The 14,059-nt window shown below is 34.7% G+C and carries 14 protein-coding genes; 12 read left to right on the forward strand and 2 right to left on the reverse strand.

Annotation, left to right across the window (positions count from 1 at the left end; translation table 11 throughout):
• The first annotated feature begins 1 nt into the window (after position 1).
• The 11 genes from AC23MB_RS10765 (at position 2) to AC23MB_RS10815 (ending at position 9,824) form a co-directional block, all read left to right on the forward strand.
• On the forward strand, positions 2-1,159 hold the full coding sequence (locus AC23MB_RS10765; RefSeq protein ID WP_374330995.1) for a methylmalonyl-CoA mutase family protein: 1,158 nt from the start codon (positions 2-4) through the stop codon (positions 1,157-1,159).
• Positions 1,160-1,165: 6 nt separating this feature from the next.
• The gene (locus tag AC23MB_RS10770; protein ID WP_487787234.1) at positions 1,166-2,317 is read left to right on the forward strand and encodes a class I SAM-dependent methyltransferase; all 1,152 of its coding nucleotides are present in this window, start codon (positions 1,166-1,168) and stop codon (positions 2,315-2,317) included.
• 89 nt (positions 2,318-2,406) lie between these two features.
• A complete protein-coding gene (locus tag AC23MB_RS10775) occupies positions 2,407-2,643 on the forward strand; it encodes a hypothetical protein (RefSeq protein WP_079665370.1) in 237 nt (78 codons plus the stop codon).
• A gap of 78 nt (positions 2,644-2,721) precedes the next feature.
• A complete protein-coding gene (locus AC23MB_RS10780) occupies positions 2,722-4,104 on the forward strand; it encodes a dipeptidase (RefSeq protein WP_312321712.1) in 1,383 nt (460 codons plus the stop codon).
• A 64-nt stretch (positions 4,105-4,168) separates the two neighbouring features.
• Positions 4,169-4,876 (forward strand): SDR family oxidoreductase, encoded by a 708-nt coding sequence (locus AC23MB_RS10785; protein ID WP_312321713.1) that lies wholly within the window; start codon positions 4,169-4,171, stop codon positions 4,874-4,876.
• 225 nt (positions 4,877-5,101) lie between these two features.
• On the forward strand, positions 5,102-5,848 hold the full coding sequence (locus AC23MB_RS10790; protein ID WP_313029743.1) for an electron transfer flavoprotein subunit beta/FixA family protein: 747 nt from the start codon (positions 5,102-5,104) through the stop codon (positions 5,846-5,848).
• A gap of 120 nt (positions 5,849-5,968) precedes the next feature.
• Positions 5,969-6,916: an electron transfer flavoprotein subunit alpha/FixB family protein gene (locus AC23MB_RS10795; protein WP_312321715.1), complete on the forward strand. Its 948-nt coding sequence runs from the start codon at positions 5,969-5,971 to the stop codon at positions 6,914-6,916.
• Positions 6,917-7,189: 273 nt separating this feature from the next.
• Positions 7,190-7,801, forward strand: a complete 612-nt coding sequence (locus AC23MB_RS10800) for a bifunctional nuclease family protein (RefSeq protein ID WP_312321716.1) — start codon at positions 7,190-7,192, stop codon at positions 7,799-7,801.
• A 24-nt stretch (positions 7,802-7,825) separates the two neighbouring features.
• Positions 7,826-9,217 (forward strand): nucleoside permease, encoded by a 1,392-nt coding sequence (locus tag AC23MB_RS10805; protein ID WP_487787235.1) that lies wholly within the window; start codon positions 7,826-7,828, stop codon positions 9,215-9,217.
• A 93-nt stretch (positions 9,218-9,310) separates the two neighbouring features.
• Positions 9,311-9,646 (forward strand): HopJ type III effector protein, encoded by a 336-nt coding sequence (locus AC23MB_RS10810; protein ID WP_374330982.1) that lies wholly within the window; start codon positions 9,311-9,313, stop codon positions 9,644-9,646.
• A gap of 55 nt (positions 9,647-9,701) precedes the next feature.
• Positions 9,702-9,824 (forward strand): hypothetical protein, encoded by a 123-nt coding sequence (locus AC23MB_RS10815; RefSeq protein WP_374330980.1) that lies wholly within the window; start codon positions 9,702-9,704, stop codon positions 9,822-9,824.
• Positions 9,825-9,883: 59 nt separating this feature from the next.
• Here the strand turns inward: AC23MB_RS10815 and AC23MB_RS10820 are convergent, their stop codons facing one another.
• Positions 9,884-11,314 (reverse strand): OmpP1/FadL family transporter, encoded by a 1,431-nt coding sequence (locus tag AC23MB_RS10820; RefSeq protein WP_374330978.1) that lies wholly within the window; start codon positions 11,312-11,314, stop codon positions 9,884-9,886.
• A gap of 62 nt (positions 11,315-11,376) precedes the next feature.
• Positions 11,377-12,414: a prolyl-tRNA synthetase gene (locus AC23MB_RS10825; RefSeq protein WP_487787236.1), complete on the reverse strand. Its 1,038-nt coding sequence runs from the start codon at positions 12,412-12,414 to the stop codon at positions 11,377-11,379.
• A 147-nt stretch (positions 12,415-12,561) separates the two neighbouring features.
• Between AC23MB_RS10825 and proS the strand changes: the two genes are divergently transcribed.
• On the forward strand, positions 12,562-14,037 hold the full coding sequence (gene proS, locus AC23MB_RS10830; protein WP_374330974.1) for a proline--tRNA ligase: 1,476 nt from the start codon (positions 12,562-12,564) through the stop codon (positions 14,035-14,037).
• Positions 14,038-14,059: the final 22 nt, after the last annotated feature.

Genomic DNA, 14,059 nt, shown 5'->3' on the forward strand with positions numbered 1-14,059 from the left:
AATGGAATTTCCGAAAGTTAGTCTTCAAGATTGGGAACAATTGGTGAAAAAACAATTGAAAACTGATGATATTGATAGCGTTTTAATCAAAGAAAATCTTGAAAATATTGTTGTAAAAGGTTATTACGATAACAGTACACCAAAAGCTGAAAAGCTCCCGCGTATCGAAGAAAGTACACATCTTGTTGCTAAATACAAAGACTTTTTGGAGGAAGATGCCTACGCTTTTTTGATAGATAAAGATGTTAAAGTTTCGGAGAAAACTTTGTTTTTTTCTAATCCAGATTTAGTAAATCTTACAACAGCTGAGACCAATCAATATGTTAGTTTGGTTGATGTTTTTTCTAAAGATGCTAGTATTGATGAAGCTTTGGTGCAGTCTTTAGTTAAAAATAATTTCAAAAGAAATATCGGTGTCGATGTTTCAGTTTATCAAAATGCTGGAGCTTCTATAGTACAGCAATTGGCGATTGCTTTAGCAAAATCTAAAGATTTGGTGGAGAAATTTGGATCTGAAATTTTAGAAAAACTAAGTTTCAGATTCGCAATTGGACATCAATATTTTTTAGAAATTGCTAAAATTAGAGCGTTTAAATATTTGTTCAATCAACTTTCTAAAGAATATGGATTGAATTTATTTCCATACATTTTTGCGGAGACAAGTTTTAGAAATAAAGCCAATAACGACGAAGAGAATAATTTGATTCGATCGACGCTAGAGTTGTCTGCTGCGATGATTGGCGGTGCTGATGCGGTTTTTGCCAACGATTTCAAAATTAAAAATCAAACCAAACTTTCTGAAGAGTTGTCTTTTAAGCAGATGATTGTTTTGGCGTACGAAAGTATTATCAACGTTTTTGAAGATGCGACGTCTGGAAGTTATTTGATTGAAGATGTGACGCGACAATTGTCAGAGCAAGCTTGGACTTTATTTTTAGATTTCGAAAACAAAGGTGGTTTTGCAGAAAATATTAAAAATGGAACAATCCAAAAAATGATTTTTGAGCAAGCAACCAAAGAACAAACTTGGGTACAAGAGGGCAAAATCAAATTGATTGGTGTTAATCTTTATCCAAAATTGGAGGTTACAAAACAAGTTTCTGAGCTTTACAACGACAACGAAATAAAAGCCGTACGTTGGGCAGAAATGTTTGAGTAGTTTTAAATGGAAAAACTTCTTAGTACAGAAATTCAAAATTATATTAATGCAAATCTCGACGCAGATTTGCATTCTTTATTGTTTAAAAAATCGCCTTTTGAAGGCGTTTCCATGCAGGAAATTGTGCAACAAATTAAAGGTCGAAAAGTTGCCGAAAAGAAGTTTCCGTTTTTGAAAAAAGACAATATTATTTTTCCTCCAAATCTCAATCTAGAACAAGCTTCGTCAGAAGTTACGGCGGCTTATAAATCTGAATTTTTAAAAGGTAAAAACTTCCTCGATTTGACTTGTGGTTTTGGGATTGACGCTTATTTTCTTTCAAAGAATTTTGATGAAATTGATTTGGTTGAGCAGAATCCACAGCTTATCAAAATTGTTGAACACAATTGGAAAATCCTTGGCAGAAAAGCTAATTTCCACAGTCTTGATTTAGAAGATTTTTTAAGTCAAAACAAAAGGCATTTTGATGTCATTTATCTCGATCCCGCGCGTCGTGACCAAAATCTAAAAAAGAAATTTTTATTGGAAGATTTATCACCCAATATTTTAGAAATTCAAAATCAGTTACTAGAAATCGGTGATAAAGTAATTATTAAATTGTCTCCGTTGATTGATATTAGTTATTTGGTGTCGGAGGTTAAATATCTTTCGAAAATTGAAATTATTGCGTGGCGAAATGATGTTAAAGAATTGGTTTTAACTTTAGAAAAGAATTCTATTTCAGGAAATCCGTTGATTTCTTGTGTTAATTTAGAAAGTAAAGATTCTATTTTTGAATTTTATTTTGAAGATGAAAAATCAATAAAAGCTGACTTTGGCGAAGTAGAAAATTATCTTTATATTCCCAATAATTCGGTTCTAAAATCTGGTGGATTTAATAGCATTTCGAAATTATTTAGTCTTAAAAAATTACATCCCAATACACATCTTTACACATCTTCTCAGTTGTTAAATAATTTTGTCGGAAGAATTTTAAAAGTAGAAAATATCGATCCTAAAAAATTAATTAAAAACGAGAAGTTTAATATTATTTCTAAAAATCATCCATTGACGCCAGACGAGATTAAAAAGAAGTATAAAATAAAAGACGGTGGACAAGATTATTTAGTTTTTACACAAAGTCAAAAAGCCAAATTAGTCCTCCGAAGTTTGGATTAAACATAATTAATAAGATTCGCAATAAATTTCTGATAATTATTTTGTTGTACGAACGAGTTTTAGTAATTTTGAACTTTAAAATTTTAAGAATGAAAAAATCTCTTTTATTATTGGCTTCAGCTTTATTTGTAGTATCTTGTAGTTTACCAGAAGGAGGTAACAAAGGTCGTCTTAAAAAAACTGACGATGTTGTTAGATATGACGATCCTAACGCACCACACGGAACTTACGAAGCTAAAGTTGACACTACGAAAGCTGCTCCAGTACAGACTGCGGTTGCGACGCCAACAGAAGCTGCAAAAGTTGATACTGTTAAAGTTAAGTAATAATAGATTCTCACAATATATAATGTCTTACTCGCGTGAGACATTTTTTATATCAATTAATTCCAAATAGTTTTAGATATGAACGAAACTCAAAATTATATTCAGGAAAACAAACAACGTTTTTTAGACGAGTTGTTTGATGTGTTAAGAATTGCGTCAATTAGTGCTGATCCAGCTTACAAAGACGAAGTTCTGAAATGTGCTGACACGGTAGCGGACCACTTAAAAAAAGCGGGTGCTGACAATGTAGAAGTTTTAAAAACTAAAGGCTATCCTGTAGCTTATGGCGAAAAGATGATTGATCCCGCTTTACCAACGGTTTTGGTGTACGGACATTATGATGTTCAACCAGCTGATCCGTTAGAATTGTGGACAAGTGATCCTTTTGAGCCAGTCGTTAAGAAAACAGAATTACATCCAGGCGGTGCAATTTTCGCACGTGGTTCTGCGGATGATAAAGGTCAATTCTTCATGCATGTTAAAGCTTTCGAAGCCATGATGAAAACGAATTCTTTGCCTTGTAATGTTAAATTTATTATTGAAGGAGAAGAAGAAGTTGGTTCTGCAAGTTTAGCTGATTTCTTAGAAGAAAATAAAGAAAAACTAAAATGTGATGTTATCCTAATTTCTGATACGCATATTTATTCGGTTGAGCAACCAACGGTTACAACTGGACTTAGAGGTCTTAGCTATGTAGAAGTAGAAGTGGAAGGTCCTAACAGAGATTTACATTCTGGACTTTATGGAGGCGCAGTTCCTAATCCAATTAATGTTTTAGCTAAAATGATTGGTGACCTTATCGATGACGAAGGCCATATTACAATTGATGGTTTCTACGATAATGTTTTGGTTGTTTCTGACGAAGATCGTAAAGCAATGAACAAACTAAAAGATGATCCAGAAGCTTACAAAAAGTCTATTGGATTAAATGACATCCAAGGCGAAGAAGGCTACACAACTTTAGAAAGAGCATCTATCCGTCCAACATTGGATGTTAATGGTATTTGGGGAGGTTATACTGGCGAAGGTGCAAAAACAGTTATCGCTTCTAAAGCTTTTGCTAAAATCTCAATGCGTTTGGTTCCGAATCAAACACCTGAAGAAATTACAGAGAAATTCACAAAATATTTCGAGAAGATTGCTCCTAAAAGTGTTAAGGTTAAAGTGACGCCTCACCATGGTGGAATGCCTTATGTTTTAGAAAGCGATACTAAAGAATTCCAAGCTGCTAAAAAAGCAATGGAACAAGCTTTCGGTAGAGAAGTCCTTCCTTATAGAAGTGGCGGAAGTATTCCGATTACGTCTTTGTTCGAAAAAGTATTGGGTGCAAAGTCAGTATTAATGGGCTTTGGTCTAGACTCTGATGCGATACATTCTCCTAACGAACATTACGGATTGTATAACTATTACAAAGGAATTGAGAGTATCCCATATTTCTTTGAGTATTATACAAAAGGTTAAAATATATTAAAAGACAATTCGAAAGGATTGTCTTTTTTTATTTTTGTAAAACTAAATTATCAATATGTCAGAAAATAAAGTGGCCTATATAACAGGTGGAACAAAAGGTGTAGGTTGTGGGATTGCAGAAGTTCTGTTGGAGAATGGTTTCAAAATCGCTTTCTCAGGACGAAAAGCCGAAGATGTAGAAAAAGCTTCAAAACAATTAGATGCTTCTGGCGAAAATGTCTTAGGAATTATTTCCGATGTTAAAAATTTTAATCATGAACAAGAAGCGATTTCGAAAGCTGTTGAGAAATTTGGAAGATTAGATTTGGTAATTGCTAATGCAGGTTTGGGACATTTTGCACCAATCGAAGATTTGAGTATCGATGATTGGCAGGATATGATTGATACCAATTTGACGGGCGTTTTTTATACTTTAAAATCGAGCATCGACGCTTTAAAGAAAACCGAAGGTTATTTTATTTCGATTGCGAGTTTGGCTGGCGAATACTTTTTTGAAAAGGGAAGTGGTTATAATGCTTCCAAGTTTGGTGTTGTAGGATTTACACAAGCAGCCATGTTGGATCTTAGAAAGTACAATATTAAATGTTCTGTGATTTTGCCGGGCTCGATTAATACCTATTTTAACAATTCGGAACCGTCAGAAGAAGAGTCGTGGAAGATACAACCGAGAGATGTTGGTGATTTGGTTTTAAATATGATGAAAATGGATCCTCGTGTTTTACCATCAAAAATTGAATTAAGAGCTTCTCAAGTCAAAAAATAATTAAACAAAATAGGATTGCGGATTTATAAATGATTTTTGGGAATTATGATTCTTGTCAAAACTTTGGATTTGTTTTAAAATTTAATTCAAAACTTTTTGAAGATTCTTGTCATATTCCTTTTAATCAAATGTTGACGGATTCTTATTCATAAAATAACAAAATATTATGCGTGCATAGTATTATTTAGTATATTTACAAAGCTTAATTTCAAAAAAATTATCCAAATGAAAATATTAGTTTGCATCAGCAGTGTGCCTGATACGACAAGTAAAATTAACTTTACAGCAGACAAATCTGCTTTCGACAAAAACGGAATCCAATGGGTAATTAATCCTTTGGACGAATTTGCTTTAACAAAGGCTATAAAATTACAAGAAAGCCAAGGTGCTACAGTTACTGTGGTTAACGTTGGTGATGCTGGGACAGAAGCTGTTATCCGTAAAGCATTAGCAATTGGTGCTAACGATGCAGTTAGAGTTAACTCAGAAGCTAAAGATAGTTATTCGGTGGCTAAAGAGATTGCCAAAATCGCTCAAGACGGTGCATACGATGTTGTATTAGCTGGTAAAGAATCTATCGATTATAACGGTGGAGCAGTACCAGGTATGGTTGCAGCATTGCTTAACCAACCTTTCGTTAACGCTTGTGTTGGTCTAGATATCAACGGCGCAGAAGCTACAGCAGTTAGAGAGATTGAAGGTGGTAAAGAAACTATTTCTGTTAAACTACCTGCAGTTATCGCTGGTCAAAAAGGTATTGTTGAAGAAAAAGATCTTATCATCCCTAATATGAGAGGGATTATGTCTGCAAGAACAAAGCCTTTACAAGTTGTAGAACCTAGCAATAAAGAAGTTAAAGTTGATGCTATTTCTTTTGATGCAGTTCCGCCAAGAGCAGCTGTTAAATTGGTTTCTCCTGACAACTTAGACGAATTGGTAAGATTACTTCACGAAGAAGCTAAAGTTATCTAATTAGGATTTGAAATTGAAGATTTGAAGTTTGAAATTTTGTAGTATTAATCTCAAATATCGAATGTCAAATCTCAAATAAATCATTTAAAATTTACAATCCAAAATTTAAAATTTACAAAAATGGCAATATTCGTATATGCAGAAAATATAAATGGTGTTTACAAAAAAGCAGCTTTCGAAGCAGTTGCTTACGCCAAAGCTATTGCAGACCAAGCTGGTGATACTGTAACAGCTATCTCTATCAACCCAACAGATTCTTCAGATTTATTGTATAAGTATGGAGCATCAAAAGTAATTAATGTTAAAGACGAAGGACTTAAAAATTTCAGCGCAAAAGCTTATGCAGATGCAGTAGGACAAATCGCTGATGGCAACATCGTTGTTTTCCCTCACACAACAGATGCATCGTCTATCGCACCAATGTTAGCAATCCAAAAAAATGCATCATTGTTAACTAACGTTATCGCTGCGCCAGAAAGCCTTTCACCATTCCAAGTGAAAAGAAAAGCTTTCTCAGGTAAAGGATTTATGCATGCAAAAGCTGATGCCGCTAACGTTATCGCGACAGTATCTCAAAATGCTTTCGGTGCTAAAGAAAATGCAGTTTCAGGTTCCGAAGAAGTTAAAGATCTTAGCATCGTTAACGAAGATACAAAAGTGGTTAGCCACGAGCAATCATCAGGTAAGTTAGACCTTAAAGAAGCCGAAATCGTTGTTTCTGCAGGTCGTGGTCTTAAAGGTCCAGAAAACTGGGGAATGATCGAAGATCTAGCAAACGTACTTGGCGCTGCAACAGCATCGTCTAAGCCAGTTGCTGATATCGGTTGGAGACCACACGCTGAGCACGTTGGTCAAACAGGTAAGGCAATTTCGCCTAACTTATACATCGCAGTAGGTATTTCAGGAGCTATCCAGCATTTGGCGGGTGTAAACTCATCAAAAACTATTGTAGTTATCAACAACGATCCAGAAGCACCGTTCTTTAAATCTGCAGATTATGGAGTAGTTGGTGACGCGTTCCAGATCGTTCCTGCCTTGGTAGAAAAACTTAAAGCCTTCAAATCTTAACCGATTTTTAGACTAGATATAAAGCCTGAGAATCTTCTCGGGCTTTTTTATTTGGGCGCCATTTCCGCCTTCCGTTCCCACTCTTTTTTGCCGACGCTTTACGCCAAGCAAAAAAAGGAGTTCCACTCAAGTCGGGGCGCGGAGAAGGGATAATTAGCAATTTTTCAAAATCTAAAATTTAGGATATTTTGCTTATAGTCTTTTACAAATCAATTAATTATACTTGGCTTAAAAACTGACCTCCAAATTCCTAAAAAACTTTATATTTGCTAGATGGATTATAAAAGACTTATCATAAGAGGAATTTCCTATAGCCAGACTCAATCTGGAGCCTATGCATTATTATTAGAACACGAAGAGACAGGTGTCAAACTACCTGTTGTTATAGGCAATTTTGAAGCACAATCCATATCACTCGGTCTAGAAAAAGATATACAACCACCGAGACCATTGACGCACGATCTTTTTTCAAGCTTCGTAAAGGCAACGCAATACCGATTGAGTTCTGTTGTTATTTATCAAATTTTGGACGGCGTTTTCTTTTCAAACCTTGTTTTTACTAATAACATTTCGGATGAAGAATTAATTTTGGATGCACGCACGTCGGATGCTGTTGCAATGGCAGTTCGATTTGATGCACCTATTTTTACGACGGAACAAGTCCTTAGTGAAGCCGGAATTCTTTTAGAAATCAACGAACCCGAAGAGATGTCGGCGGATGTTGAAGGAAGTCAACCAATAGTAGGACTAGAAGAAACCAGCCTTAGCAATTTATCATCACAAGAATTAGCGCAACTTTTAGAAGACGCAGTTAAAGAAGAAGATTTTGATACCGCTTTACAAATACAAGAAGAGATCAAAAAGCGCAACCGAAAGATTGAATAATATTTCTATTTACATTTCATAATTATGAACATAAAATTACGTTTAACGATACTGAGTTTCCTTCAGTTTTTCGTTTGGGGAGCTTGGCTCATTACAATGGCTAACTTCTGGTTTGGGACAAAGCATTGGGATGGGACGCAATTCGGTGCTGTATTTGGTACAATGGGGATTGCTGCGATCTTTATGCCTACTATTACAGGTATTATTGCTGACCGTTGGATAAATGCCGAAAGAATTTATGCAATTTTACACGTGCTGTATGGCGCAACATTATTTTTGTTACCACATGCAGAAAGTCCAAATTCGTTTTTTTACATTATGTTGCTGGCAATGTGTTTTTATATGCCAACAATTTCATTATGTAACTCGATATCTTACAATGTCCTAAAAAACAATAATCTTGATGTGGTTAAGGATTTTCCACCAATCAGAGTTTGGGGTACAGTTGGATTTATTGTAGCAATGATTATCACCAATCTTACTGGTAATAAAGCAACGGAAGGACAATTTTACATTGCAGGAGCTGTTGCAATCCTTTTAGGAGTCTATGCGATAACGCTTCCAAAATGTCCTCCACAAAATCTTATTGATAAAAATGCACCTTTAGCTGAGCAGTTAGGACTTAATGCCTTCAAGCTTTTCGGTAATTACAAGATGGCTTTATTCTTTGTATTTTCGATGTTGTTGGGTGCAGCTTTGCAATTGACGAATGCTTATGGTGATGTTTTCTTAAGTGAGTTTGCGAATTTTCCTAAATATGCTGACTCTTTTGTCGTACAACGTTCAACCATTATTATGGCGATTTCTCAAGTTTCTGAAACTTTATTTATCCTAGCAATTCCGTTTTTCTTAATCAAATACGGGATCAAAAACGTAATGCTTATCAGTATGTTTGCGTGGGTTTTGCGTTTCGGATTGTTTGCTTTTGGTGATCCACAAGGTGGTCTTTGGATGATTATTATGTCATGTATCGTTTACGGTATGGCATTCGATTTCTTTAATATTTCGGGTTCTTTATTCGTAGAAACAACAACTGAAAAGAAAATTCGTTCGTCAGCGCAAGGTTTATTTATGATGATGACTAACGGTTTTGGAGCAGTTATCGGAAGTAATGCAGCAGGCTGGATGATTGATAAATTCTTTACGCATAAATTTTCTACAGCGACCGAATTGGCAACTTATCTGGAGACAACACCAGATAATCCAACGTTTTTAGGAATTTTGAAAAACTCTTTTAACGCTAGTGTTGGACCAGATGGTGTACTATCAAATGCTGTTATGATGAAAAACTGGCACGAAATCTGGCTAAGCTTCGCAATCTATGCGTTAATTGTAGCGATAGCATTTGCAGTTTTATTTAGACATAAACACAATGCTGAGACCATGGCGAAAGCCGTTGATAATTCTGGTCATTAATTGATTTAATTAAAATATTATAAAACTCCGAACTCGATTGACTTCGGAGTTTTTTATTGTATTTTTGAAACTAAGATTTTTAAATTTAAAATAATGACAATTTTAGAACAGATAAAAAACGGAGAAACGAATTTTGATTTTAATAATGTTATCGCTGATATTGACAAACATTATGATTTTTTTCCAACCAAATTTACTAACGGTGATCAAGTTAACGTTGCCAATCAAAACAACGGCTCTTGCAAGATTTTTTATTTTGCTAAAATGAATAACCTCAGTAAAGAGCAGACTTTAGATTTGTTCGGTGATTATTACAAAAAAGAGGTATTACAAGATCCCGAAGGAGACGATCATCAAAATATCCGAAACTTTGTGAAGTATGGTTGGGATGACGTAAAATTCTATGGAGAAGCTTTAATAGAAAAATGATCAAGCTATTGATTATGGCTTAAATCTTGTTTATAATATTTTAAATATTAAAATTATGAGATCTAGATTATTTAAAACATTTTTGACAATATTAGCGCCTATCGTTATCGATTATGTGGTTAAGAAAGTTACTCAAAAGAAAACACAGCCAATTGATAAAGAGTTGCAACAGTCTTAAAATAAAAAAGCTATTCGAAATCCGAATAGCTTTTTTATTATGTTTTATTTTAGTTTGTTTTAAAATTTCCAACCAAGCGTAAATACTAAATTGTTCATTTGATTTTTAACTTTCGACACGGCATAAGCAGGAGAGTTAATATCAAAATTGTTACTATAGTAACCAGTTCCGTTATTTGCAGAACCATACATGAACGGATTATCATATTCTGACGACACGTTTTGATATGATGCATCGATGTAGAAAGCCTTAAAGTCATAGCCAAGACCTACGCCCAAAGTATTTCTTTTAGAAAGCATTAGATTAGAGTAGTTAACATCATGTATAGATCCATCATTATTGTAGCTAGACAACATAATGTTATTGAATGGATTATTCGCAAATGCATAGCCAGCTCTCACACGAAGACCTTCGTAACGATATTCAGCACCAAGTCTCACTTCTGATGAGTTTTTATAATTCTCATTATAGAAAGCATTAAGATCCGAATTGACAGCTGATGTCGTTGTATATTTAGGCTTACTCAATCCTTGGATATAATCGACGTTAAAAGCGAAATTCTTATTCGGGACAAAAGCAGCACTCACCGTTGCTTTGAAAGGTGTTCTTAGATTTCTAGATTCTGAAAATTCTGCAGTATCCGTATAACCATCATTCGCAATTGCATAATCTCTATAAACTCGGTCTACATTCCACCAAGTTGGCGTTTCAATAGCCGCTCCTAAACGGAATTGATTATTGATTTTACCAATAATACCAAAGTTAGCTGAGAATCCTCTCGAATCTTCTAAATATGGTGTGTATTGCTTTTCGTAAGAATCGGTAACATTATTTGCATCTAGATGAAAAAATGAGTAATCATCCTGCTTATAACTAATGTTACTCACGTTAATACCAGCTCCTAAATAGATTCGGTTATCATAATTGGCACCGATAGTAAAATTAGTTTTATCCGAACGGCCATCTCTGCTATAGACATGTCCTCTATAACTTAAATTACCAACAAGTGGATTATTATTTTCATCTATTAGATCCTTTTGTATTTTAATATTGCTATTTCCAGGAGTTCCAACTTGGTCATTTAAGAACGTTGAATTGTAGCTAACACCAATGTTTACAAATTTCCATTTAGAATTAAGATTACTTAAATCAAATGCAATAATCGCAGAGGCGTTACCTAGATCCGTTTTATTAACTTTATTAGAAGCAGAAGCGCTACCTAATGTACTTGTATTCTTGTTAGAATAAGTTGATAAACTAAGACTAAGGTCACTTGCAATATTAACACCTAGACCTGCTGGGTTAACATTAACACTAGAGATATTGCCACCTAAAGCTCCCATTGACCCTGCCATACCTACATATTTTGCAGTTCCATTAATGCTATTGTTGTTATAGACATCAGTTATATTTTTAATTTCTGATATATCCTGAGCTTGTAGATAAAAAGCTGCTGGTAAAGTAAGTATTAGTAATGTTCTTTTTAACATATTAAAGTTCTTAAATAAAGACTATTTTATAAGTTTATAATTATTTTTTTTTTAAAATAAGATTAACGTCCGCCAGATCTCATTCCGCCTCCGCCTCCAGAACGCATGCCACCACCGATGCTACCGCCCATACTTCCTCCAGATCTTGTACCACCACTTGAGTTGAATCCTCCGCTGCTAGATCCGCTATTACGATATCCACCAGAATTTTGCATTGGTGTTGTATTTCTGAAACCTCCGTTATTATTACGAGTACCACCATCGTTTCTCATACCACCATTTTGACGGATAGATCCATTATCGTTTTGATTAGGGAAACTTTGCGGATTTCTGTAACCTCCCATATTGTTTGGATTTCTTACATTACCATTATTTCCGTTATTAATCATACCTTGATTACGAATACTACCATTAGAATTTCTTCCGCCAGCATTATTAGTCGTGATATTTCTTACACTAGTTTCTCTTAACATTCCAGAAAGTCTATTTCCGTTTGTATTTCTTGTCCCTCGCGGAATATAGTATGAGTTGTAACCATAGTAAGGATAATATCCGCCACCGTAACCGTAATAGTATGGTGAGTAATAAGGTGAATAGTAGCTTCCCCAATATCCACCACCATAACCATAACCCCAGAAAGGATCATAGAAACTGTTGTAATACCAAGGGCTTCCCCAACCCCAATTCATTCCGATATTCCAACCATAGCCCCAACGAGAACCATAATATGGCATACCATATCCATAATATCCAGCTCCCCAACCCCAATTATTATTGGTGTAATAAGTCTCTGTTCCTGTATAATTTCCCCAATCAGATTCATAACTTCCGTAACGATTATTACTAAGTTGTTGGTTTTTTACAGATTGTTCAACAATACCAACATTATCATAGTCATAATATTGGTCTACCTGATTACCATAATTCCTTGAATAACCTTCTGGAAGGCTATCTCTATTAGGATCATAGTATACACCATCAGTCTCAGAATAACCTCCTGTATAGACAATACAAGATGTTAATAAGAAGCTGCTGGAAATCATTATTAAGGCTTTTGACTTAACAAGATTAAAAATGTTATAATTGTTAAAAGTTTTCATTTTCAACAGAGTATTAAGTTTATTATATTTGCATTTCTTTATACCAAATTTGTACCAAAAAGTACGATAAATAGGCAGGTAAAATTACTGCTTTTATTTTAGATGGGCTTGATAAAGAAAAGTTAAAAAGAAATATCAAAAAAATTTATGGCAAAGTTAACAACAAGGGCAGAAGATTACAGCAAATGGTACAACGAATTGGTTGTAAAAGCTGACTTAGCAGAAAACTCTGGTGTGCGTGGTTGTATGGTGATTAAACCTTACGGTTACGCAATTTGGGAAAAAATGCGTGACGAGATGGATCGCAAATTCAAAGAAACAGGACACGTTAATGCTTATTTCCCCTTGTTTGTCCCGAAAAGCTTGTTTGAAGCAGAAGAGAAGAATGCGGAAGGTTTTGCTAAAGAATGTGCGGTAGTTACGCATTATCGTCTTAAAAATGATCCAGACAATCCAGGGAAGCTAATTGTTGACCCGAATGCAAAATTAGAAGAAGAACTTATTGTTCGCCCAACTTCTGAAGCAATTATTTGGAGCACTTATAAAAACTGGATTCAATCTTATAGAGATTTACCAATCTTGATTAACCAATGGGCAAATGTTGTACGTTGGGAGATGAGAACGCGTCTATTCCTTAGAACTGCCGAATTCCTTTGGCAAGAAGGACACACAGCGCATGCAACACGTCAAGAAGCGATTGAAGAATCTGAACAAATGTTAGATGTTTATGCTGATTTTGCAGAAAACTTTATGGCAATTCCTGTTGTTAGAGGTATTAAAACGCCATCTGAGAGATTTGCTGGTGCGGACGAAACCTATTGTATAGAAGCTCTTATGCAAGACGGAAAAGCTTTACAAGCCGGAACTTCTCACTTTTTAGGACAAAATTTTGCAAAAGCTTTCGATGTTAAATTTACTAATAAGGAAGGTAAAATAGAATATGCTTGGGCAACGTCTTGGGGAACTTCAACCAGATTAATGGGTGCATTAATTATGACACATTCGGATGATCATGGTTTGGTATTGCCACCAAGTTTGGCTCCAATTCAGGTGGTTATTGTTCCTATTTTTAAAGGAGAAGAACAATTAGAAGAAATCAGCAAAGTAGCTTTGGATATTCAAGCAAAATTAAAAGCGAAAGGTATTTCTGTTAAATTTGATAACGATACACAGAACAAACCAGGTTGGAAGTTTGCTGAATACGAACTAAAAGGTGTGCCAGTAAGAATGGCAATTGGTCCTAAAGATTTAGAAAACGGCACTGTCGAAATTGCGAGAAGAGATAATTTGACTAAAGAAGTACAACCAATTGATAATGTAGATACATATATCGAGGAATTATTAAAAACAATTCAGCAAGATGTGTTTAATAAAGCTAAAACTTACAGAGATACTCACGTAACTAAGGTTGACACTTATGAGGAGTTCAAAAAAGTTTTAGAAGAAAAAGGCGGATTTATTTCAGCACACTGGGACGGTACAGATGAAGAAGAAGAGCAAATCAAAAATGAAACAAAAGCCACTATTAGATGTATTCCTTTAGAAAATGATATGGAAGAAGGCATATCTCTTATTACAGGAAAACCATCAAAACAACGTGTTTTATTTGCGAAAGCATATTAAAATTTAGTTTTATTTGCTAAAA

This window comes from Soonwooa sp. T0.1_25 (assembly GCF_057652215.1).